23 protein-coding genes are annotated in these 20,926 nt (G+C 60.2%); 16 read left to right on the top strand and 7 right to left on the bottom strand.

Going from position 1 to position 20,926, the window contains the following annotated elements:
- Positions 1-4 precede the first annotated feature (4 nt).
- From FCH38_RS12500 to accB, 5 genes are read right to left on the bottom strand one after another with little or no spacing between them, the layout of a single operon-like run.
- Positions 5-1,003, bottom strand: coding sequence for a biotin-dependent carboxyltransferase family protein (locus tag FCH38_RS12500; protein ID WP_153514292.1), 999 nt, complete (start codon positions 1,001-1,003; stop codon positions 5-7).
- Positions 1,000-1,713 carry a 5-oxoprolinase subunit PxpB gene (pxpB, locus tag FCH38_RS12495; protein ID WP_174373963.1) on the bottom strand — a complete coding sequence of 238 codons (714 nt, stop codon included), beginning with the start codon at positions 1,711-1,713 and terminating at the stop codon, positions 1,000-1,002. Before pxpB ends, FCH38_RS12500 begins: the two co-directional genes overlap by 4 nt.
- A complete protein-coding gene (locus tag FCH38_RS12490) occupies positions 1,710-2,150 on the bottom strand; it encodes a biotin/lipoyl-containing protein (protein WP_174373962.1) in 441 nt (146 codons plus the stop codon). The genes pxpB and FCH38_RS12490 overlap by 4 nt, the downstream gene beginning before the upstream one ends.
- On the bottom strand, positions 2,147-3,541 hold the full coding sequence (gene accC, locus FCH38_RS12485; RefSeq protein ID WP_153514295.1) for an acetyl-CoA carboxylase biotin carboxylase subunit: 1,395 nt from the start codon (positions 3,539-3,541) through the stop codon (positions 2,147-2,149). The genes FCH38_RS12490 and accC overlap by 4 nt, the downstream gene beginning before the upstream one ends.
- Positions 3,538-4,002, bottom strand: coding sequence for an acetyl-CoA carboxylase biotin carboxyl carrier protein (accB, locus tag FCH38_RS12480; RefSeq protein ID WP_153514296.1), 465 nt, complete (start codon positions 4,000-4,002; stop codon positions 3,538-3,540). Before accB ends, accC begins: the two co-directional genes overlap by 4 nt.
- A gap of 195 nt (positions 4,003-4,197) precedes the next feature.
- Here accB and FCH38_RS12475 point away from each other — a divergent pair, with 195 nt between their 5' ends.
- A complete protein-coding gene (locus FCH38_RS12475; protein WP_153514297.1) occupies positions 4,198-5,124 on the top strand; it encodes a DMT family transporter in 927 nt (308 codons plus the stop codon).
- Here the strand turns inward: FCH38_RS12475 and FCH38_RS12470 are convergent.
- Entirely contained in the window at positions 5,105-6,022 is a 918-nt protein-coding gene (locus tag FCH38_RS12470; protein ID WP_153514298.1) for a DMT family transporter, read from the bottom strand. The genes FCH38_RS12475 and FCH38_RS12470 overlap by 20 nt on opposite strands.
- Before the next feature lie 197 nt (positions 6,023-6,219).
- Between FCH38_RS12470 and FCH38_RS12465 the strand changes: the two genes are divergently transcribed.
- The 15 genes from FCH38_RS12465 (at position 6,220) to FCH38_RS12395 (ending at position 19,693) form a co-directional block, all read left to right on the top strand.
- Positions 6,220-7,107, top strand: a complete 888-nt coding sequence (locus FCH38_RS12465; protein ID WP_153514299.1) for a LysR family transcriptional regulator — start codon at positions 6,220-6,222, stop codon at positions 7,105-7,107.
- Between the two features lie 94 nt (positions 7,108-7,201).
- Positions 7,202-8,155 carry a tripartite tricarboxylate transporter substrate binding protein gene (locus tag FCH38_RS12460; protein ID WP_174373961.1) on the top strand — a complete coding sequence of 318 codons (954 nt, stop codon included), beginning with the start codon at positions 7,202-7,204 and terminating at the stop codon, positions 8,153-8,155.
- Between the two features lie 101 nt (positions 8,156-8,256).
- Positions 8,257-8,925, top strand: a complete 669-nt coding sequence (locus FCH38_RS12455) for a 4-carboxy-4-hydroxy-2-oxoadipate aldolase/oxaloacetate decarboxylase (protein ID WP_174373960.1) — start codon at positions 8,257-8,259, stop codon at positions 8,923-8,925.
- Positions 8,926-8,998: 73 nt separating this feature from the next.
- A complete protein-coding gene (locus FCH38_RS12450) occupies positions 8,999-9,451 on the top strand; it encodes a tripartite tricarboxylate transporter TctB family protein (RefSeq protein ID WP_174373959.1) in 453 nt (150 codons plus the stop codon).
- A complete protein-coding gene (locus FCH38_RS12445) occupies positions 9,448-10,959 on the top strand; it encodes a tripartite tricarboxylate transporter permease (protein WP_174373958.1) in 1,512 nt (503 codons plus the stop codon). Before FCH38_RS12450 ends, FCH38_RS12445 begins: the two co-directional genes overlap by 4 nt.
- 43 nt (positions 10,960-11,002) lie before the next feature.
- A complete protein-coding gene (gene denD / locus FCH38_RS12440) occupies positions 11,003-11,989 on the top strand; it encodes a D-erythronate dehydrogenase (protein ID WP_174373957.1) in 987 nt (328 codons plus the stop codon).
- Positions 11,986-12,741: an SDR family oxidoreductase gene (locus tag FCH38_RS12435; RefSeq protein WP_174373956.1), complete on the top strand. Its 756-nt coding sequence runs from the start codon at positions 11,986-11,988 to the stop codon at positions 12,739-12,741. Before denD ends, FCH38_RS12435 begins: the two co-directional genes overlap by 4 nt.
- A 9-nt stretch (positions 12,742-12,750) precedes the next feature.
- A complete protein-coding gene (locus tag FCH38_RS12430; protein WP_174373955.1) occupies positions 12,751-13,686 on the top strand; it encodes a 2-hydroxyacid dehydrogenase in 936 nt (311 codons plus the stop codon).
- A 182-nt stretch (positions 13,687-13,868) separates the two neighbouring features.
- Entirely contained in the window at positions 13,869-14,672 is an 804-nt protein-coding gene (locus FCH38_RS12425) for an SDR family oxidoreductase (RefSeq protein WP_174373954.1), read from the top strand.
- Positions 14,669-15,376, top strand: coding sequence for an amino acid ABC transporter permease (locus FCH38_RS12420; RefSeq protein ID WP_149899624.1), 708 nt, complete (start codon positions 14,669-14,671; stop codon positions 15,374-15,376). The genes FCH38_RS12425 and FCH38_RS12420 overlap by 4 nt, the downstream gene beginning before the upstream one ends.
- Positions 15,373-16,131, top strand: coding sequence for an amino acid ABC transporter permease (locus FCH38_RS12415; RefSeq protein WP_174373953.1), 759 nt, complete (start codon positions 15,373-15,375; stop codon positions 16,129-16,131). Before FCH38_RS12420 ends, FCH38_RS12415 begins: the two co-directional genes overlap by 4 nt.
- Positions 16,128-16,895, top strand: coding sequence for an amino acid ABC transporter ATP-binding protein (locus FCH38_RS12410; RefSeq protein WP_174373952.1), 768 nt, complete (start codon positions 16,128-16,130; stop codon positions 16,893-16,895). Before FCH38_RS12415 ends, FCH38_RS12410 begins: the two co-directional genes overlap by 4 nt.
- Positions 16,896-16,987: 92 nt before the next feature.
- Positions 16,988-17,824 (top strand): ABC transporter substrate-binding protein, encoded by an 837-nt coding sequence (locus FCH38_RS12405; protein WP_174373951.1) that lies wholly within the window; start codon positions 16,988-16,990, stop codon positions 17,822-17,824.
- Positions 17,825-17,918: 94 nt separating this feature from the next.
- Positions 17,919-18,593, top strand: coding sequence for a 4-carboxy-4-hydroxy-2-oxoadipate aldolase/oxaloacetate decarboxylase (locus FCH38_RS12400; RefSeq protein ID WP_153514310.1), 675 nt, complete (start codon positions 17,919-17,921; stop codon positions 18,591-18,593).
- Between the two features lie 65 nt (positions 18,594-18,658).
- Complete coding sequence (locus FCH38_RS12395) at positions 18,659-19,693, top strand: L-idonate 5-dehydrogenase (RefSeq protein WP_174373950.1); 1,035 nt, start codon at positions 18,659-18,661, stop codon at positions 19,691-19,693.
- Positions 19,694-19,763: 70 nt separating this feature from the next.
- Here the strand turns inward: FCH38_RS12395 and FCH38_RS12390 are convergent, their stop codons facing one another.
- On the bottom strand, positions 19,764-20,705 hold the full coding sequence (locus FCH38_RS12390; RefSeq protein WP_174373949.1) for a bifunctional helix-turn-helix transcriptional regulator/GNAT family N-acetyltransferase: 942 nt from the start codon (positions 20,703-20,705) through the stop codon (positions 19,764-19,766).
- Positions 20,706-20,926 lie beyond the last annotated feature (221 nt).

Here is a 20,926-nt window from a genome sequence, read left to right as displayed (position 1 = left end):
CGGATTATCGTTTTGTCAGCGTGGCGAGTGCAGCGGTGACCAGCGGCAGGGTCTTGCGGATATCCGCGAAATAGGCGCCGATCGCCTGTTCGACTTCCAGCGCCTCACGCACCGTCGCCTGCACGAAGCGGATGCGGCTGCCGATGCGGGCCTGGCCGAGACGCCATAGATCGCTGTCGATGATACCCGCCATCTTGGGATAACCGCCGGCCGTGTTGGCGTCACTCATCTGGATGATGGGCTCGCCGCCCGGCGGCACCTGAACCACGCCCGGAATGACACCATAGGAACGCAGCTCGACGGGAGCCGAAAGCGTCAGTGGCGTGCCGGCCAGCCGGTAGCCGGTGCGGTCACTCTGCGAGGTGATTTTCCAGGGTTCCGACCAGAAACGTTCCGCCCCTTCGCCGAAAAGATCATGTTCGGCGGCTGGAATGGCTCTTAGCAGCAATTCGCCCGTGTCGGATACCGGAAACATGTCCGGCATCGCCTCGGCAAGCGGCATAAGGCCAAGACCGCTTGCAGACAGAGCGAGTGAGTCGGAGGGCAGAACGGGCAGCCTGTCGCCGGTGGCAAGATGCCGCCCCTCGTGACCGCCGAAGGAGCCGCGAAGCGAGGTGCTGCGCGATCCCATCACCACGGGAACGTCGATACCGCCCTGAAGGCAGAGATAGGCACGCGCATTTTTCAGCGGGGTCGAAAGCTCGAGGATTTGACCCTTCTCGGCCCGCACACACCAGTAAGGCGGCAAATCCGCGCCATCGAGTCGTGCGGCGCAATCCGCGCCGGTCACGGCGAAGGTCAGCGCCTCTTCGAATTCGATGCGGAACGGAAAGGTCTGGATTTCAATCGCAGCGGCCTCTTCGCCATTGCCGGCGAGAAGATTGCCGACCCTCAGCGCAATCGGGTCCATTGCGCCCGTGGCGGTGATGCCGATATTTCGATAACCCACGCGGCCGAGATCCTGCACGGTATTCAAGGGTCCGCAGGCAAGAACATGGATCATAGTTCGATCCTTTCGGGAAGGAAGCGAACCCGGTCGCCGGGCGCCAGCACAGCCGGCTGCTCGGCTGTGGCGTCGAACATGGAGATTTCGGTGAAACCCAGCGAGTTCCAGCCGTTCGGCCCGGTCAGAACCGAGATGCCGGACTGCATGCCGCCGATCGTCACCATGCCTTTCAGCATGCGCAGCGACGGGACTTTCTTGCGCGGCATGAAAATGCGCGGATCAAGACCGCCGAGATAACCGAAACCGGGCGCGCTGCCGACGGCGAAAACCGTATAGGTCCGCTCGAAGTGCAGGCGCACGACCTCCCTGTCCGGCAGGCCGGAATAATCGCAGATCGCTGCAAGGTCGATGGCGTGCTCGCCGCCATAGGTCGTCGGCACCTCGATGGTCTTGCCGAGAAGATCGAGTTCCGCAGTCCTTTGCCAGAGGTCGAGAAGCTCGTCCTGCAGATGCCCGGCATCTTCAGGCGTGCCGTGCAGCACGATCAGGAGATTGGTCATGCCGGGTATGAGTTCCAGTACCTCGGGGCGATCTTTCAGCGCACGCGCCAGCGCCCAGATGTGCCGCTGGGCGGGAAGGTCCAGCTCGCCGGGCGCTTCGATTAGAAAGGTCCTGTTGCCGATCATCGAGATTTTCGGCAGGCCAAGATGAGCGGGGGTGAGGTGGGGCGTTTTCAGCGGGAGGTTGCTCATCGACGTCACCATCATGTTTCGGTCTTGAGAAGGGTGGAGCCATAGCCGACAAGCGCCCCGGCTTCCGCCACGATTTCGCTGACAGTACCGGCTTTTTCGGCGATGACCGGAACGATCAGGAGGCCTGTCGTCACGAATGCGACGATCTCGCCTTTGGCTACGGACTGTCCCAACTGAACCGCCCGGTCGGGGCGCTGCGGATGGGCGGGTGTGAAGATGCCGGCCATCGGAGCGCGGGCGAGAATATTTCCCGTCTTTATCGGCGCTTTGGTCGCGCCAATGGGCCGCTGTTCGGCAGAGGCCTGACCGCCTGCCATGGCAACGATCTTCAGTGACCCATCGGAGGTCTCGATCTCGATGGCGGAGACGTTGTTGCGCTCGAGGTGAGCGGCAAGTTCGGCAATCGTGCCGGGCTCGCTGTAGCGGGATATGGAAACAGGCTGTCGCTTCACTGGGCACTCCGCACTGCAAGCCAATGTTCTAGGTAATGGATATCCGTGCCGCCTTCGGAGAAGGCCGGGTCCTGCAATATTTCCCGGTGCAGCGGCAGGTTGGTGGAGACGCCTTCGATGCGCATTTCGCCAAGCGCACGGCGCATGCGCAGGATCGCCTGTTCGCGCGTCGGCGCGTGGACGATGAGCTTGGCGATCAGCGAATCGTAATGGGCCGAAACCCGATAACCCGCCGTCACATGGGTATCGACCCGCACGCCGGGGCCGCCCGGCAGGTGAAGGGTCGTTATCAGGCCGGGACAGGGTATGAAACTGTACGGGTCTTCTGCATTGATGCGGCACTCGATCGAATGGCCTTCGCAGACGATGTCCTCCTGCGAAATCTCCAGCGGATGACCGAGAGCGACGAGAAGCTGCTGGCGCACCAGATCCACGCTCGAGGTCATTTCCGTGACGGGATGTTCGACCTGCAGGCGGGTATTCATTTCGATGAAGTAGAATTCGCCGTTTTCATAAAGAAACTCGAAAGTGCCGACGCCGCGATAACCGATCTGGCGGCAGGCTTCGACGCAGCGATTGCCGACGAAAGCCGCGACATCAGGCGGGATACCAATGGCCGGGCCTTCCTCAACGACCTTCTGGTGGCGGCGCTGCATGGAGCAGTCGCGCAGACCCACCGAGACGCCACCGCCCTGGCCATCGCATAAAACCTGGATTTCAACATGGCGCGGATGTTCGAGGAATTTCTCGATATAGAGTTCCGGCGTGCCGAAAGCCCGGCTTGCCTCCTCGCGGGTGACGAGCACGGCGTCCTGAAGGGCGGAAGCCTCGCGCACGACGCGCATGCCGCGCCCACCACCGCCGCCGGCCGCCTTGACGATGACGGGATAACCGATTTCGGCGGCGATTTTCGCAACCTCCACGGCGTCATCCGGCAGGGCGGAATCGGGGCCGGGAACGCAGGGCACGCCGGCCTCCATCATCGCCCGCTTCGCCGCGATCTTGTCACCCATGATGCGGATGGAGTCGGCACGCGGGCCGATGAAGACCGCTCCCGCCGCCTCCACGGCTTCCGAAAAAGACGCTCTTTCGGACAGAAAACCATAACCGGGGTGAACTGCGCCAGCGCCGGTCAGCTCCATCGCGAGCAGTATGGCCGGCGCGTTGAGATAGCTCTGACCGGGAGAGGCGGGGCCGATGCAGATGGCGGTATCGGCCGCCTTCAGATAATCCGCATCCTTATCGGCTTCCGAATAGACCATGATGGTCTTCAATCCGAGTTCGCGGCAGGCGCGCTGCACCCGCAGTGCGATCTCGCCGCGATTGGCGATAAGGACGCTGTCGAATGCTCTTTGTTCGGCTGTCGCCTTTGGGAGTGACGCATCCATCATTCGAACTCCAGCACCGGCTGTCCGAGTTCGACATCCTCGCCGTCATTGGCGATAAATCTGGCGATCCTGCCGCTGCGTTCGGCTCTCACGGTGCTGAACACTTTCATCGCCTCTATGATGAAGAGTTCCTGTCCATGGCTGACCTCATCTCCGGCTTCCACGAAAGGCGGCGTGCCGGGGCTTGGGGCGCGATGGAATAGACCGAATGAAGGCGCAGCGACGATGCCGGATGGTGCCGGGGCGGCTGTTGCGTGGGTCGGTGCCTGTTCTTCGGCACGCGGTGTCTCGGATGCCGTTTCCGCTGCCGGAACAGCCCGGGGCTGCGATGATGCCGCGTGCGGCGAAACGGCGCTGTTTTCACGAGTGATCCGGACCGTGGTTCCCTCCTGGCTCACGGTCAATTCGGACACTCGTGAAGAGCCGACAAACTCGATCAGTTTCTTGATCTTTTCCAGATCCATATTGGTTTCCAACGTCTTTTTGTGTCCCCACGGCGGCGGGCAAACGGAGCGGAATCCGCAGCCTGCCCATCAGCAATAGCTACCATGTGGGCAGCATTGATGGGGTCAGACGAAGTTTCTATGGACACTGCTTTGCGGTTTGATATCCCGCCTTTGCGTGGTGAAACGGTTCAAAGACGTCCGAAGGAACGAACCATGGAACCCCGCAAAGGCATTCTCCTCAAAATCTCTGCAGCACTTGCCCTGGTGCTGATGGGCGCCTGTATCAGCGGCCTCAAGGGCGAGATACCCATCGGGCAGGTCGTCTTTTTCAGGTCGGCGGTGGCGATGCTGCCGCTCTGTCTGTGGATGGTTTCGCAGGGCGGTTTTCGGAGACAGGTGGCCACAAGCCACATTGGCGGGCATCTGGTGAGGAGTTTTTCCGGCACCGGCGGCATGGTTTTCAGCTATCTGGCGCTGGCCTATATTCCCCTCGCCGATGCGACCGCGATCAGCTATGCCACGCCGCTCTTCACCGTCATTCTGGCGGTGTTGCTTTTGAAGGAAGTCGTCAGGGTGTATCGCTGGACGGCCGTGGTCTTCGGGCTGTGCGGCATCGTGCTGATCCTGTCGCCACATTTTTCCGTGGATGTTTCCGATATCGCCGCGGGCACGGGCGTCGCCATGCTGGGTGGTCTTTTTGGACTGGCTGCCGCTTTTTTCTCCGCAATATCGATGATCCAGATCCGGCATCTGACGCAGACGGAAAATACCGGCGCGATCATCTTCTATTTCACCCTGCTCACCACCGTCATCGGCTTTGCGAGCATCGGTATGGGCTGGAAAATACCGACCGCGTGGCAATGGATCCTGCTGATCGGCACCGGTCTCATAGGCGGAACCGCGCAGATATTGGTAACGCTCAGCCTGCGTTATGCGGAAGCGTCGCTGTTGGCGCCGTTCGATTATACGACGATGATCTGGGCACTGTTGATCGGTTACACCTTCATGGATCAGGTGCCGGCGCTCACCACCATCATGGGAGCGTCGATCGTGGTTGCTGCCGGCTTGTTCACGTTATGGCGGGAAAGGCGGCTGCATAAAAAGCGTGTCACCGATGAGCTTACGCTGTCGGCTCCCTGAAGGACTGTTTCGCCAGCCGGTTTTCGCGCCACATGGCGAACAATCCGGCGGCAATGACCGTCAGCGCCCCCGCGATCGTCGCGCCGGTTGGCACCTCGGCCATGAAGAGATAGCCCAGCGCGATCGCCCATATCATCGTCGTATAGTCGAAAGGCGCCAGCAGCGAGGCCTGGGCATGCCGCAGGCTGAGCGTCATGGTGATCTGGCCAATGCCGCCAGCGAGACCGCTGCCGGCGAGCAGCAGGAACTGATGAAAATCCGGCACCTTCCATCCGAATATGATCGTGGTGGAGCCGGCGACCACGCCCGTTAGCGTATAGATGAGCACGATACGCGACGGCTTTTCGATGCTGTTCAGGTGGCGGACGGCGATGGACGAAAAGGCGGCGCAAAGCGCGCCGGTCAGCGCCAGTGCGGTTCCGATCATCGCAACGCCGTCGATCTGGGCGGGACCTGATGCGGCATCAAAGACCAGATTGGGTGATAAGGTGACAAAGACGCCGATGAAGCCAGTGAGCACGGCGGACCAGCGGTAAATCCGCACTTTTTCACGCAAAAGCAGCGCCGCCAGCATGATGGTGAAAAGCGGCGTTGTGTAGCTCAGCACGGTGACATTCACCAGCGGCAGATAGGCCAGCGCCAGAAAGCCGAAGAACATGCCGCCCAGCCCGGCGGAGCTACCCGCAAGCAGGCTGCCGATGTTTTTGGCGGCCGGTATGGTTATCCGCTCGGACGAAGCGATGAACCAGAGACAGAGGGGAATAAGGGCAAAAAATCCCCGGCAGAAAACGACTTCGCCGACCGGGATCGCTCCCTCCAAACCCTTTACGCAGGCGGACATGACTGTGAATGCCAGCATGGCCGTCAGCTTGAGCAAAATACCGGTCTTAGGATCCATCCCGCTCCCCATCACAGCCAGGACCGTGTCATGGCGGGAGGGTCGAGAAAAGCCTTAGCCGGCTGTCATAAGAATCTTGTCTTACCCCATCACTTGGCCCATTGCCCACCTTTCGCGAAAAAGGGCTTTTTGCCCTAGGTCGTGATGGCGATTTGGTGTCATGATCACATCTCGAAGCGGCGGGAGTGGAAGCGGGCATGTTGGATTTGCGCAGGCTGCGATATCTGGTCGCGATTGCCGATTGCGGCTCCATGTCGGCGGCGGCGCGGCAATTGGGGATCGCCCAGCCGGCGCTTAGTCACCACATCGCGGAACTGGAGCGGCTGGTGGGTTTTCCCGTTCTGCACCGGCTGGCGCGCGGCGTGAAGGCGACGGAGAAGGGTGAAGTGCTTCTCGCCCATGCACGCGAGATCACCGAGAAGGTGAGGCAGGCGGAAGCGGAAATCCGCGCCATGGCCTATCTGGATGAGCGGGTGATCCGGCTGAGCCTCATCCCTTCCTGGGCGACGGCCTTTGCACCAAGCATCATCAGCGAAGTCGCTACTTCGATGCCCAAGGTCTCGCTGCGGCTGATAGAGGCGCGCAATGATGAATCGCTGCGCCTCATCCGTCTCGGCAAGGTGGATATGGCGGTCGCGCTGGTCGGTGCGGAAGAAAAGGTTGACGACCTTATCGTCAAGGAGAGCCTGTTTGCCGTGTCCTCAAGGCCACTCGGCCGGTCGATGCCGCTTGAGGCGGCGGCAAAGCTAGACCTCATTCTGCCGCCAAAGGATAATCCGCTGCGCGTATCGATAGACGAGGCTGCCGCCCGCGCCGGTATTCATCTGAATGTGACGATGGAGATCGACGGGCAGGATACCATCAAACGCGCCGTCAGCGCCGGCATCGGTGCGACGATCCTGTCATGGAATTCGGTTCAGCAGGAACAGGAGGCCGGCCAGCTTCAGGCCGCGCATATCACCGATCCGGTTATCTATCGCTCCATCCATCTGCTGAAGGGCAGGGAGGTGGATGAGCGCACCTTCAGGCTGTTTCGAGGCCTGTTGCAATCGGTCGCAAGGCGCGAGCCTTCGCTCAACCCATAAAAGATTTGTATGGGTAATTTAAAAACTCGGTATTTGTGTTGTTGATGGCTTCTTCCTAGCCTCCCCGGTGAAAGCGTATCGGGGAGGAAAAGATATGCGTTTGAAGACATCTCTGTTTGGCGTGCTGGCAGCGGCGGGAATCCTTGCTGCGGGAGGGGCGGCGGCGGAATATCCGGAGCGGCCGGTGACGCTGGTCATCGGTTATCCGGCCGGCGGCGGCACCGATATCCAGTCGCGGGCGCTGGTGCCCTATCTTGAAAAATATCTCGGCACGTCGGTCGTGGTGGAAAACCGCGAAGGTGCTGGCGGGCTGATCGGCGCGACCTATATCGCCAATGCCAAGCCTGATGGTTACACCATCGGTGCGCTGAATTTTCCGTCCATGTATTCGCCGATCGTGCAGGGCAATGCCACCTACAAGGAGGACGCCTTCACGCCGCTCGCAAACCAGATCGGTGGCGATCTGGCGCTGACCGTCAACAAGGTGTCGCCGATCAAGACCGCCAGGGAATTCGTTGAGGCCGCCAAGGCGAACCCGGTCGTGGTTGGCGTGACCGGCATCGGCCATCCGAGCCAGATCACCGCCCTGCTGTTTGAAGACGCGGCGGGCGTGAAGCTCAACTTCGTTCCCTTCAACGGCGGCGGACCGGCAAGGCTCGCCATGCTCGGCAACCACGTCACGCTCGGTTTCATGAACCTCAACGAGGTTTTTGCCGACAATCGTTCCGGTGCACTTCGTGTACTGGCGACCTCGGGCACCGAGCGCTCGCCGCTCTCGCCTGATGTGCCGACCTTCAAGGAAGCCGGCTACGATATTCAGTTCAGCCTGCTTGCGGGTTTCGGTGCGCCGAAAGACCTGCCAGCGGAGGTGGAGGCCAAGCTGGTCGATGCCTTCCAGAAGGCGCTGAAGGACCCGGATTATCTTGCCGACGCCAAGAAGCGCGAACTGACGACGCTGCCGCTGACCCAGGCCGAATTTGCCGAGGCGCTCAAGAAGGGCAATGCCAATCTGGCCGAGCTCTGGAAAAGCAAGCCCTGGACAAAATAAGCGGCCGGCAAGGACCCGACCGTTTCTCTCACCCTAACCAAAATGACGCTTGGGCCTGCGTGTGGCCCAGGTACGACCCACTGTTGAAAGGAACCCGGCCAATGGCCCATGTCATCCGCAATTTCCAGCGCCCTTCCAAAGCCGATATCGAGGCGATCAGCAAGTTCAGCCCCGCCACCATTCATGAGGCGCAGGGCAAGCTTGGCGCGCTCGATTATCGCATCAAGCCGATCAAGCCGGGCCTGAAAATCTGCGGTCCTGCGATCACCGCGAAATGCCATATCGGCGACAATCTGATGATTTTCGAAGCCATCAATCTCGCAAAGCCCGGCGATGTGCTTGTCATTGACGGCGGTGACAATCCCAATCAGGGCGGCTTTGGCGATGTGCTGGCTGCCGCCTGCATCGGTAAAGGCATTGTCGGCTTTGTGGTCAGCGCCGCCGTGCGTGACGGCAAGGGGCTGCGCGAGATCGGTTTCCCGGTGTTTTCTCTCGGGCTTTGCATGAAGGGCACCTCCAAGGACACGCTCGGCACCATCAACCATCCGGTTGTGGTGGGCGGCGAACTGATCAGCCCCGGCGATATCGTCTGCGGCGATGATGACGGCGTTGTCGTCGTTCGCGAGAACGATATCCCGAAACTCGTCAAGGCTTGCCGGGAGCGCGACGACCACGAGAACCACATGATGGAACTGCACCGTCAGGGCAGGATGGATATCGAGGATCGCTACGAAATGATGCGTTCGAAGGGATGTGTCTGGGCCGATTGAGCCAGTGTTTCGACATGTGAATACGCCGTGTTGGGAGGCGCGGCGTATTCCTCGATGAGGAGGGGAGATAATCATGGCCGAACACGGCTCGAAACTGACTGCGAATATTCTGTCCGGGGCTTTCTTTCTGGTTGCCGCCGCCGGGCTTTATTATGGTGCGCGGCCGCTGAGCATGGGCACCAATTTCCAGCCTGGTCCGGGCTATATGCCGACGGTCATCGCGGGATTAATGTTCGCGCTGGGCATCGTACTGCTTTTGCAGGATTTGCTGGGAAAGACACCGTCCGAAGCGTGGGTGGCGCCGAAAATACGCCCGTTTCTGGCGGTGGCCGGCATTGCCGGTTTCGCGCTGCTGATCGAGCCATTGGGCTTCATTGCCGCTGCCTTCGTGCTGATCGTGCTCGCCTGCATCGCCTATGGCAGGATCAGGCCGGTTGAGGTCCTGCTGCTTTCCGCAGTGCTCATCCTCGCCTGCATCCTCATTTTCGTTGTCGGCCTCGGACAGAGGATACCGCTGCTGCCATGACTGATCTTTTTTCCAATATCATCCTCGGGTTCGGTGTGGCCGTCACGCCGGTAAACCTTTTCTACTGCCTGCTGGGTGTCACGCTTGGTACGATGATCGGCATCCTGCCGGGCATCGGCCCTTCCGCCACCGTCGCGCTGCTTTTGCCGATCACCTATACGATGCCGGATACGGCGGCGCTGATCATGCTCGCGGGCATTTTTTATGGCGCGCAATATGGCGGCTCGACCACGGCGATCCTCGTCAATCTGCCGGGCGAATCCTCGTCCGTCGTTACCTGCATCGATGGTTATGCCATGGCGCGCCAAGGCAGGGCGGGTGTGGCGCTGGCCACGGCGGCGCTCGGCTCGTTTTTTGCCGGCACAGTGGCGACTGTCTTGATCGTGGTTGTCGCAAAGCCGCTTTCGGCCGTTGCGCTTGCCTTCGGGCCGGCCGATTATTTCAGTCTGGTGATCTTCGGGCTGCTATTTGCCGTCTTCCTGTCGAGCGGATCGCCGATCAAGGCGGTCGGCATGGTCGCCTTCGGTATTGCGCTCAGCCTCGTTGGCATCGATCCGACATCCGGGGAGCAACGGTTTACCTTCGGCATGGCGGAACTGTTCGACGGCATCGACTTCGTCGTGCTGGCCATCGGGCTGCTCGGCGTCAGCGAAATTCTCTTCAACCTTCAGCAGGGCGTGGAGCGTGATGCAGGGGCAGCAAAGACCGGATCGCTGATGCCGACCCGGCAGGATTTCAAACAGGCCTTTCCGGCCGTGTTGCGCGGCACAGCGCTCGGCTCCTTCCTTGGCGTGCTGCCCGGCGGCGGGGCGATCATGAGTTCTTTCGCCAGCTACGCGCTGGAGCGCAAGATCGCCAAGGATCCCTCCCGTTTCGGCAAGGGCGCGATCGAAGGGCTGGCGGGGCCGGAAAGCGCCAATAATGCCGGCGCGCAGACTTCCTTCATTCCGCTTCTGACGCTCGGCATTCCCGCGAATGGATTGATGGCGCTGATGGTTGGGGCAATGATGATCCAGGGCATCACGCCGGGACCTGAAGTCATGCAGTCGCGGCCCGATCTCTTCTGGGGGCTGATCGCCAGCATGTGGGTCGGCAATCTGCTGCTCCTGGTGTTGAACCTGCCGCTGATCGGCATCTGGGTTCGCCTTCTCGGTATTCCCTACCGCTTTTTGTGCCCCGCCATTTTGATGTTCTGCGCCATCGGAGCCTATGGCCTGTCCTACAGCGTCGTCGATGTCCTGTTCTGCGCGGTCTTCGGCATCGTCGGCTTCTTTCTGCGCAAGATCGGCTGCGAGCCGGCACCTCTGGTGCTGGGTTTCGTGCTCGGTCCGCTTCTGGAACAGAACATGCGCCTTGGGTTGCTGATCTCGCAGGGCAGTTTTGCGACATTCATCACCCATCCGATCAGCGCCACCCTGCTCGCTTTGTCCGCCATTGTCGTCATCATGATGGCGATGCCGGCGATCATGCGCCGTCGCGAGGTGGTGTTTCAGGGTGACGACGACTGACAATCAATCGAGCCGGCACCGCCGGCCAAGCAAAGGTGAGATAATGCATATTCTGATAATCGGCGCGGCGGGAATGATCGGCCGCAAATTGACGCAGCGCCTTGCTGCGGACGGAATGCTTGGTGGTGAGAAGATCACCGAAATGACGCTGACAGATGTTTTCGAGCCGGTTGCACCGAAAGGCTTCGGCGGCACGGTGACCATTGAGCGCAGTGATCTGTCAAATGCCGGCGTAGCCGAAAAGCTGATCGCCAAGCGACCGGATGTGATCTTCAACCTCGCCGCCGTGGTTTCGGGCGAAGCGGAGGCCGATTTCGAGAAAGGTTATCGCATCAACCTCGATGGCGGACGCTCGCTGTTCGAAGCCATTCGTCTGGAACATCAGAAGGACGGATATCGGCCGCGCGTGGTGTTCTGCTCGTCGCTCGCCGTGTTCGGCTCGCCTTTCCCCAAAGTGATCGGTGATGAGTTCCTGACGGCTCCGCTGACCAGCTACGGCACACAAAAGGCGATCGTGGAGCTATTGCTTTCAGACTATAGTCGTCGTGGTTTCTTTGATGGCGTCAGCATCCGCCTGCCCACCATCTGCATCCGCCCCGGCAAACCGAATGCGGCGGCTTCCGGCTTCTTCTCCAATATCCTGCGCGAACCGCTGGTAGGTCAGGAAGCGGTGCTGCCCGTTGCCGATACCGTACGGCACTGGTTCGCCAGCCCGCGCTCGGCCGTCGCCTTCCTACTTCGTGCCGCAACCGTCGACCTCTCCGGGCTTGGCGTTCGCCGCAATCTCATCATGCCAGGGCTTTCGGCCACGGTGGCCGACGAGATCGAGGCTCTGCGTGCCTTTGCCGGGGAAAAGGCTGTGGCGCTTATCAAGCGTATTCCCGATGAGCGGATCATCCGGATCGTCGACGGCTGGGCGGAGGATTATGATCCGCAGCTTGCTTTGTCGCTCGGCTTCCGGGCGGAAACGTCCTTTGCCGAAATCATTCAGGCGCATGTGGAGGATGAGCTGGAGGGGAAAGCATTATGACTAAGGCAAAGATCGCGCTCGTCACGGGCGGAGGAACAGGCGTCGGCAAGGCGATTGCCTCAGCCCTTCTGGGAGAGGGATACACTGTCGCGATCACGGGTCGGCGACGGGAGGTTCTCGATGCCGCCGCTGCCGAATGGCGAGAGCATGGAGACCGTGTTCTGGCCGTCGCGGCTGATATTTCCGTTCCGGCCGATGTCGAACAGCTGTTTGCCGATGTCATCGGGCGTTTTGGCCGTCTTGACCTTCTCGTCAACAATGCCGGCATGTCGGCGCCGGCGGTCCATATCGAAGATGTACCGTTCGAAACCTGGAATGCCGTGGTGGGAGCGAACCTCACCGGCGCTTTCCTCTGCACGCAGGCGGCGTTTCGTCAGATGAAGGCGCAGTCGCCACAGGGCGGGCGCATCATCAATAATGGCTCGATTTCGGCCACCACGCCGCGGCCGCGGTCCGCGCCTTATACCGCGACCAAACATGCGATTACCGGTCTTACAAAGTCGGCCGCTCTGGACGGTCGGGCGTTCAACATCGCCTGCGGGCAGATCGATATAGGCAACGCCAGCACTGAGATGACCCGCGCCATGGCCACCGGCGTGCTGCAGGCTGATGGCAGCACCGCCATTGAGCCGACCATCGATGCCGGCATTGTCGCCAGAGCCGTGGTGCATATGGCCTCGCTGCCGCTGGAGGCGAATGTGCTGACCATGACCGTGATGGCGAGCGGCATGCCTTTCGTCGGTCGCGGGTAAGGAGCGCGTATGAAGCCCGATCTTCTGCAAACCTATCCGCTCCAGCCGCAAATCGAGGCGGAGCTGCAAAAGCGTTTCCGGGTCCATCGCTGGCACGAAATATCCGACAAGCAGGCGTTTTTGCAGGCGGAGGCGGCGTCGATAAAGGCTGTCGTCACCGGCGGCCATATCGGCGTTGCCCCTGAACTCGCCGCCTGCCTGCCGGCTCTTGAAATCGTCGCGATAAACGGTGTCGGCTTCGACAAGGTCGATCTCGATCAGGCCCGCGCACGTGGTTTCAGGGTAACGAACACGCCGGATGTGTTGACCGAAGATGTTGCCGATCTCGCTATCGGCCTCTCCGTCATGCTGCTACGCCAACTCGTCAGCGCCGATCACCATGTCCGCTCCGGCGCATGGAAAAGAGGCGAGATGCCGCTCGGCAACAAGGCCTCGCGGCGGCGTTACGGCATTTACGGGCTCGGCCGCATAGGCCGGGCCATCGCCGCGCGGCTGGAAGCCTTTAATACGGAAATTTCTTATTTCAGTCGGCAAAAACAGGATGTGGCTTATGAATATCATTCGACGGCGGTATCGCTTGCGAGTGCCTGCGACGTCCTGATTGTCGCGGCTGCGGCGACGCCGGAGACGAAACACGCCATCAACCGAGAGGTGCTGGAGGCCCTTGGGCCGGACGGGGTTCTCGTCAATGTCGCCAGAGGGTCGCTTGTCGATGAAAAGGCGCTTGTCGATATTCTCATGGGGGGTGGGCTGAAAGGTGCGGCACTCGATGTCTTCGAGAACGAACCGCAGGTTCCCGAGGCACTCTTCGGCATGCGCAATGTGGTCCTCGCGCCGCATATCGGCGCCGCCACCCATGAGACACGGCTGGAAATGGGCGCGTTGGTTCTCGCCAATCTGGACGCGCATTTTGCGGGGAGAGACTTGCCGACGCCGGTCGTTTAGGTGATTTCGCCGGTTCGGGCGGTGACGGCGCGGTTGTGCTTTTTCGCCGGCGGGACTGATGCAGCGTCGAAAGTAGCGCTCGCATCCGTCATCCATACAAGTTGCTTATTACTCCAAAAAAAATCGGTCTTAGGCAAGCGATGAAAGCTTCACTAATGTTTGGTCAACGATAGGGGACAAACATGCCATTCTCAGACTACAAGACCGCACTCGTGACCGGCGCATCTTCCGGGATTGGCGCAGCCGTCGTCGAGCGGCTTTGCCGTGAGGGGCTGGAAGTCCATGCGGTTGCCAGAAGTGCGGACGCGCTGAAGCAATTAGCGAAGCGCACGGGTTGCTTCGCGCATGTCATCGATGTGACTGACCGGCCGGCTCTTGCAAAACTCACCAGCGAGGTCGCGTTCGATGTTCTCGTGAACAATGCCGGTGTAGATCGTCCGAAGAAGTTTCTGGAAGCGGATGAAAGCGATATCGATCTCCTGATCGACGTCAACCTGCGCGCGGTGCTGCATCTGTGCCGCATGGTGGTGCCGGGTATGGTGACGCGCGATCGCGGCCACGTCATCAACATCTCTTCCATTGCCGGCAATTATAATTTCGGCGGCAACTCCATCTATCACGCCAGCAAGGCGGGCGTGGCGATGTTGTCCAACCAGCTGCGCATCGATGCTTTCGGCAAACGTGTGCGGGTGACGGAAATTTGCCCCGGCCGCGTTGCAACCGACATATTTACGCATGTGCACGGCAATGATCCGAGCATTCGCGAGCGCTTCATCGATGGTTTTGAGCTGCCGCAGGCGTCCGATATCGCCGATGCGATCGCCTTCGCCATTGCCGCACCCGTGGCCATGAATATCGGCCATATGGAAATCACCCCGACGCTTCAGGTCATGGGCGGGCTGCAGACGGCCAAGCCCCAGACGGTTGAAAATAGGCCGGCTGAAAATCAGGCCGCGGCGGGCGGAGCCGGAGGAAAAGTCGCGTGAGCGGTTTTGACCTCTGGGCAATTCTGAACAATGCGGACTATGTCTCGATGCTTTTGCATGGCATCCAGATGACGTTCATCATCTATGCCGGCTCGTGGCTGCTTGCCATGTCGCTGGCCATCGTGCTGCTTGCCATTCGCCTGTCACCTTTCCGCTTCGGTGATCCGCTGGTGGCGGCCTATGTTTCCTATCACCGTAACGTTCCGACGCTGGTGCAGCTGATGCTCTGGTATTTCGGCGTTTTCACACTGCTGCCAAGCGGGCTGGCGAACTGGCTGTCCAGCCACAATGCGGAATCGATCTTCGCCATCATTGGCCTCGGCCTCTGTCAGGCTGCCTATTTCAGTGAAGATTTGCGCTCCGGCGTGCGTTCCATCAATCCCGGCCAGATGGAAGCGGCGCGTGCGCTCGGTCACAGCTATGTCTCGGCCATGCGTTTCGTCATCATGCCGCAGGGCGTTCGCAACGCGCTGCCGCCGCTGATCAACCACAGCACCTCGCTGTTCAAGAACAGCAGTCTCGGGGTTCTGATCGGGGCACCCGAACTCACCCATGCGGTCAAGGAAGTCGAAAATCTGAGTTTCCGGACGTTTGAGGTCTACCTGGTCGCGACAGTGCTTTATCTGTTCTTCTCGCTGCTGATCATGGGTCTTGGAGCCTATATCTCCATGCGTGCCGATCCACTGCGGAGGGCGCGGGCATGATCCACGACATGATCGCAATCGTGCAGGATTATTGGTTGCTTCTCCTGATTGGCCAATATCCCAACGGGCCGCTGGGCGGCCTTGCCAACACGCTTATCCTGTCGGCGCTCAGCATCGCGTTCGCCTTTCCCGTCAGCATCCTGATGGCGCTGGCACGGCTGTCGAAATGGCGGCTGCTGCGCTGGCCGGTCACCGCCGTGGTGTATTTCACCCGTGGCGTGCCGCTGCTGATGCTCATCCTCTGGAGCTATTTTCTCGTTCCGCTATGGACCGGGGCGGATGTGCCGAGCTTCGTCACCATGCTGGCAACGCTGGTCATCTATCAGGGCGCTTTCATGAGCGAGGTCGTACGCGCCGGCATCGTATCGCTTGGGGCCGGGCAGATGGATGCGGCGCGGGCGCTGGGGCACGGATATTTCAGCGCGATGCGTTACATCATCCTGCCGCAGGCGCTCTACAACATGATCCCGAGCCTCATTTCTACATTCGTGTCCACCATCAAGGATACGACCCTCGGCTACGTCATCAATGTGCCGGATCTGACCTTTGCGGCAAACCAGGTGAATAACCAGCTCCTGACCCAGCCTTTCCAGGTCTTCCTCATTCTGGCGCTGGTTTATTACATCATCTGCTGGTCGCTCACCCATGTCGCCAATCTTCTCGAGCGGCGTATAGCCCGCCGGCGGGCCGGCCCGCGCGGCAAGCTTGCGGCAGACGCACCGGCCCCCGCCAATATCGTTACGGAGCAGCTATGACCGCGCCAGTTTCCGCCTCTCAGGACGCCTACACCATCACGCTTTCGCAGGTCTGCAAAAGCTACGGCGATTATCAGGTGCTCAAGGATGTCAACGAAAACGTCACCCGTGGCGAGGTCGTGGTCATCTGCGGGCCATCGGGCTCCGGAAAGTCCACCCTCATCCGCACGATCAACCGTCTGGAGGAGATCAGCAGCGGCTCGATCACGCTGGATGGCAGGAACATCCACGCACAAATGCGCGCAAAGGAGTTGAATGCGCTGCGCAGCCGGGTGGGTTTCGTCTTCCAGAGCTTCAACCTCTTCCCGCATCTTTCGGTGGTGGAGAATGTCTCGATGTCGCCTATCCGGGTGAAGGGCGTTGCTCCTGCTGTCGCCCATGAAAAGGCGCTGAAGCTTCTTGATCGTGTCGGCCTGGCCGACAAGGCCAGCTCTTACCCGGCCCAGCTCTCTGGCGGCCAGCAGCAGCGCGTCGCCATTGCGCGGGCGCTCGCCATGGAGCCGCCGGTCATGTTGTTCGACGAACCGACCTCCGCTCTCGACCCGGAAATGGTAGGTGAGGTGCTCGCCGTCATGAAGAGCCTCGCCGCCGAAGGCATGACTATGCTGTGTGTCACCCATGAAATGGGCTTTGCCCGTGAAGTGGCTGACCGCATCTGGTTCATCGATGCCGGGCGCATCATCGAAACGGCCAAGCCGGACGAGTTTTTCAAAAATCCGCAACACCCCCGTGCCCAGCGTTTTCTCGCTGATCTCAGGCACTAGGGCGAGATGGCGACAAATATGAGCGGTTTCGCAAAAAATCCGCTCCGGACTGAATTACCAACCCAACCTCTATAATAACAGGGAGAACTGAAATGAACTGGAAGACAATTACGCTTACCGCGGCGCTTGCCACCTCGGCCGCAGTCATTCCGGCCAAGGCCGATCAGCTCGACACGATCATTGCGAACAAGACGCTGCGTTGCGCAACATTCGCAGACGTGCCGCCTTTCGCCTCACCGGACCCAAAGACACGCGAAATGGCCGGCTTTGACGTCGATCTGTGCGGCGCCATCGCCAAGGAACTCGGTGTCAAGGCCGAGGTCAAGCCTGTTTCAGTTGAAGCGCGCGTTCCCGAAGTCAAGCTCGGCCGTGTCGATCTCTCGGTCGCCAACCTCGCTTATACCCAGAGCCGCGCCGAACAGATTCAGTTCAGCGACCCATATTACCTGGCTAAGGAAATGCTGATCGTTCCGGTCGATGATGCCGGCACCAAGAAGTCTGATTTCGTCGGCCAGCGCATCGCGTCCAGCAAGGGCTCGACGTCAGAACTCTCCGTCAAGCTCAACAAGTCCGAGCCGCTGACGTTCCAGGATACGGCGTCCGCCTATCTTGCCGTTCAGCAGGGCAAGGCGCGCGGCATTGTCGGCAACACCATGACGATGACCAAGTTCGTCAACGAATCCAAGACCAAGGGTAAGCCAATGCGGATGATCGAGGAGCCGATGCTCTTCCAGCCCATCGGCATCGGTATGGCCAAGGACAATCCGGCGCTGACCGCGAAGATCAACGAAATTCTCCGTAAGCTCGATGCGGATGGCGAGATCAACCGCATCTGGGACAAGTGGCTTGGCCCGAACACCGAATACAAGATGACGCGCACCGACAAGGTCGTGCCTCTTTCCGAACTGAAGTTCGATCCGATCCCCTGAGCTTCGGCTCAGCTTCAGTCATCATTCCATCCATTCAACACCATCATCGGTCGGCGAGACGTTCTCGCCGACGGTTTCAACGTGGGAGGTTTTCATGATCCACATTAAAGATATCGCGCAGCGTCCGGCCAAGGCGGATGTTGAAGCCCTTGCCAAATTCTCTCCTGCGACAATCCATGAGGCGCAGGGGCGTCGCGGTGCATTGTCCTCGCGGCTCAAGCCCGTCGATTATCGCATGAAGCTGTGCGGCCCGGCCTTTACGGTCAAATGCGCGCCGCGCGACAACATCATGCTGCAGCTCGCCATCAACTATGCCAAGCCGGGCGACATCATCGTCGTTTCCGCCGGCGAATATGAAGAGGCTGGTTCGTTCGGCGACGTTCTCGCCAATGCCTGCCTCGCAAAAGGTATCGGCGGTCTGGTGACGGATACCGGTGTGCGCGACACGCTGCAGCTGCGGGACCTCGGCTTTCCCGTCTTTTCGCTCAGCGTCTGCATCAAGGGCACGGTCAAGGAGACCATTGCCGCGGTCAACGATCAGGTGATTGTCGGCGGCGAAATCATCAATCCGGGCGATATCATCGTCGGTGATGCCGATGGGCTGGTTGTCGTCCGACGCGAAGAAGCGCAGGAAGCGGCCAAGCTTTCGCAGGCGCGTGAAGATGCCGAGGCCGGTTACATCGAAGCTTACAAGCAGGGCAAGTCGGTGGTCGAGGTCAGCAAGCTAGAGGCTGTGCTGAAAGCCAAGGGCCTCGTGGTCGATATCTGAGACAAATCAGGGAAATGGCCTGGCGGCAGTAGCCGCCATGCCGAACCCCCATGGGAGGAGCGAATATGAAAGCGGTTGTCATCCACGCGGCCAAGGATCTGCGGATCGAAGAACGTGAGGCGGAGCAGCCCGGCCCCGGACAGATTGAGGTCGCCATCGAGGCGGGTGGCATCTGCGGCTCCGACCTGCATTATTACAATCACGGCGGCTTCGGCACCGTGCGCGTGCGTGAGCCGATGATCCTCGGCCATGAGGTGGCGGGCACCATCAAGGCTCTGGGGGAGGGTGTCTCCGGTCTCGTCGTTGGCGACCGCGTCGCGGTATCGCCGAGCCGGCCCTGCAACCATTGCGAATTTTGCCTGAAGGGCCAGCAGAACCAATGCCTGAACATGCGCTTTTATGGCTCCGCGATGCCCATGCCGCATATTCAAGGCGCATTCCGGCAGCGTCTCGTTGCCGAGGCGTATCAGTGCCACAAGGTGCGGGACGGCATCTCTATCCATGAAGCGGCGATGGCCGAACCCTTTGCAGTGACGCTGCATGGCGTCAACCGCGCCGGCGCATTGACCGACAAGCGCGTTCTGGTCACCGGCTGCGGGCCGATCGGTGCGCTTGCCATCATCGCCGCCCGCGCCCATGGCGCACGGGAAATCGTTGCGACCGATGTCATGGATGCGGTTTTGCAAAAGGCGCTCGCCATCGGCGCCGACCGGGTCATCAATGTCGCCAGCGATCCGGATGCGCTCTCCGCCTATTCGGCAAACAAGGGCTATTTCGACGTGCAATTCGAGGCCTCCGGAAACGAAAGGGCCGTCCGGTCGGGTCTGGAGGCGCTGAAGCCGCGTTCCACCGTCGTTCAGCTCGGTCTCGGCGGGGATGTGTCCATTCCGCAGAATATGGTGGTCGCCAAGGAAATCGAGATGAAAGGCACCTTCCGTTTCCACGAGGAATTCGGACTTGCCGTCGATTTCATTAACCAGCGCCGCGTAGACCTGAAGCCGCTGTTAACAGGCACCTTTCCATTGGAAGAGGCGGTTGCAGCATTTGAAACCGCCGGTGACAGAAGCAGATCGATGAAGGTTCAGCTCGCCTTCTTATAGGTCTGGTTATGATCCGGAGACGGCCGCACGGCGACTTTCGATGCGGCGGTTCATGCACAGAGATTAGAGATCATTCTGGCCGGGGACGGACAAAGCGCTGTTCCAGAACCTCGCTTCCCCATTGGCTGCCGGGACGTTCCTCGACACAGGCGAAACCATGGGTCTCGTAAAGGTGCCGTGCGGCCAAAAGACCGTTGAATGTCCATAGATGGGTTTCTGCGAAAGCCTTTTTGTCGGCGAAGGCCAGAGCGGCTGCAAGCAGCCTGCGCCCTACACCGCCACCGCGCACGCTGTCATCCACGATGAACCAGCGTAGATGCGCGATGTCCGATCCCAAGTCTTCGCCGTCGATTGCGACGGAGCCGATAATCTCCTGTCCGCGCGTTGCGGCCCATATTGCGTTTTGCGGTCTTTCGAGCCGGTTGCAAAAGGAGGCGAGACCTTCGGCGACAACGGATTCGAAACGCTGGCCGAAGCCGGATGTTCGGGCGTAATAGAGAGCATGCATCTGCGTTATGCGGGCGATGATACCCGGCCTGTATCCTGAGACGATATCTATGGCGGGAGCTGCGGCATCGATCCGGCCTCCCAGCGCGTCGGCGTAAAGATGGAGCCCTTCCAGAATGGTGTGGCCATCCGCCGGGGCAAGCCGTGACAGGGCGCTCGATACCTGCCGGTTTGCGAAGGCGTGAATGGCACCGACCCGATCCTGCCCTCGCCCGGCCAGATAGAGCCGCTTGATGCGGTTATCTTCACCGTCCCCTTCCTCCATAAGATCACCGGACAGAATGAGTTTGCGAAGCATGCGGCTGACGCTGGATTTTTCAAGCCGCAGAAGCTTTCCCAGATCGCGCGCCGTGATGCCTGGGCATGTTTCGATCTCGATCAGGGCATGCACGGCAGATGGCGGCAGATCGGTGCCGGCAAAATCCCCGCCCATGAAACCGAGTTCACGGACAAGCCGGCGCGAGGTGGAGCGGATGTCATTTATGGGAAGGGACTGTTCGGGCATGCCAAATCCATTATGGTTGCATCATGCAACCATAATCACATTCTGCACGGTCTGCCAAGTTTGGATTCCGTAAAATACTGGATTTCTCTGCGAAATCGGGCAAGCTCCTGTTCAGGAACGCTGACAGGCGTGGCTGAACGGCGGCTTTCAAAAAAGACCACCCTCAAAGTAGTCCGTACGGAAGTTTACGGACAAGTCGCGACATTTAATTATCCGGCTAT

Source organism: Agrobacterium tumefaciens (assembly GCF_013337285.1).
Lineage (GTDB): Bacteria > Pseudomonadota > Alphaproteobacteria > Rhizobiales > Rhizobiaceae > Agrobacterium > Agrobacterium burrii.
Note: the sequence above shows the minus strand (reverse complement) of the source record. Positions and strands in the feature narration are given on the sequence as shown.

Coding starts and splice junctions, on each gene's coding strand:
- FCH38_RS12500 (WP_153514292.1), bottom strand. CDS start 1,003: ATGATCCATGTTCTTGCCTGCGGACCCTTGAATACCGTGCAGGATCTC.
- pxpB (WP_174373963.1), bottom strand. CDS start 1,713: ATGATGGTGACGTCGATGAGCAACCTCCCGCTGAAAACGCCCCACCTC.
- accC (WP_153514295.1), bottom strand. CDS start 3,541: ATGATGGATGCGTCACTCCCAAAGGCGACAGCCGAACAAAGAGCATTC.
- accB (WP_153514296.1), bottom strand. CDS start 4,002: ATGGATCTGGAAAAGATCAAGAAACTGATCGAGTTTGTCGGCTCTTCA.
- FCH38_RS12475 (WP_153514297.1), top strand. CDS start 4,198: ATGGAACCCCGCAAAGGCATTCTCCTCAAAATCTCTGCAGCACTTGCC.
- FCH38_RS12470 (WP_153514298.1), bottom strand. CDS start 6,022: ATGGATCCTAAGACCGGTATTTTGCTCAAGCTGACGGCCATGCTGGCA.
- FCH38_RS12465 (WP_153514299.1), top strand. CDS start 6,220: ATGTTGGATTTGCGCAGGCTGCGATATCTGGTCGCGATTGCCGATTGC.
- FCH38_RS12460 (WP_174373961.1), top strand. CDS start 7,202: ATGCGTTTGAAGACATCTCTGTTTGGCGTGCTGGCAGCGGCGGGAATC.
- FCH38_RS12455 (WP_174373960.1), top strand. CDS start 8,257: ATGGCCCATGTCATCCGCAATTTCCAGCGCCCTTCCAAAGCCGATATC.
- FCH38_RS12450 (WP_174373959.1), top strand. CDS start 8,999: ATGGCCGAACACGGCTCGAAACTGACTGCGAATATTCTGTCCGGGGCT.
- FCH38_RS12445 (WP_174373958.1), top strand. CDS start 9,448: ATGACTGATCTTTTTTCCAATATCATCCTCGGGTTCGGTGTGGCCGTC.
- denD (WP_174373957.1), top strand. CDS start 11,003: ATGCATATTCTGATAATCGGCGCGGCGGGAATGATCGGCCGCAAATTG.
- FCH38_RS12435 (WP_174373956.1), top strand. CDS start 11,986: ATGACTAAGGCAAAGATCGCGCTCGTCACGGGCGGAGGAACAGGCGTC.
- FCH38_RS12430 (WP_174373955.1), top strand. CDS start 12,751: ATGAAGCCCGATCTTCTGCAAACCTATCCGCTCCAGCCGCAAATCGAG.
- FCH38_RS12425 (WP_174373954.1), top strand. CDS start 13,869: ATGCCATTCTCAGACTACAAGACCGCACTCGTGACCGGCGCATCTTCC.
- FCH38_RS12415 (WP_174373953.1), top strand. CDS start 15,373: ATGATCCACGACATGATCGCAATCGTGCAGGATTATTGGTTGCTTCTC.
- FCH38_RS12410 (WP_174373952.1), top strand. CDS start 16,128: ATGACCGCGCCAGTTTCCGCCTCTCAGGACGCCTACACCATCACGCTT.
- FCH38_RS12405 (WP_174373951.1), top strand. CDS start 16,988: ATGAACTGGAAGACAATTACGCTTACCGCGGCGCTTGCCACCTCGGCC.
- FCH38_RS12400 (WP_153514310.1), top strand. CDS start 17,919: ATGATCCACATTAAAGATATCGCGCAGCGTCCGGCCAAGGCGGATGTT.
- FCH38_RS12395 (WP_174373950.1), top strand. CDS start 18,659: ATGAAAGCGGTTGTCATCCACGCGGCCAAGGATCTGCGGATCGAAGAA.
- FCH38_RS12390 (WP_174373949.1), bottom strand. CDS start 20,705: ATGCCCGAACAGTCCCTTCCCATAAATGACATCCGCTCCACCTCGCGC.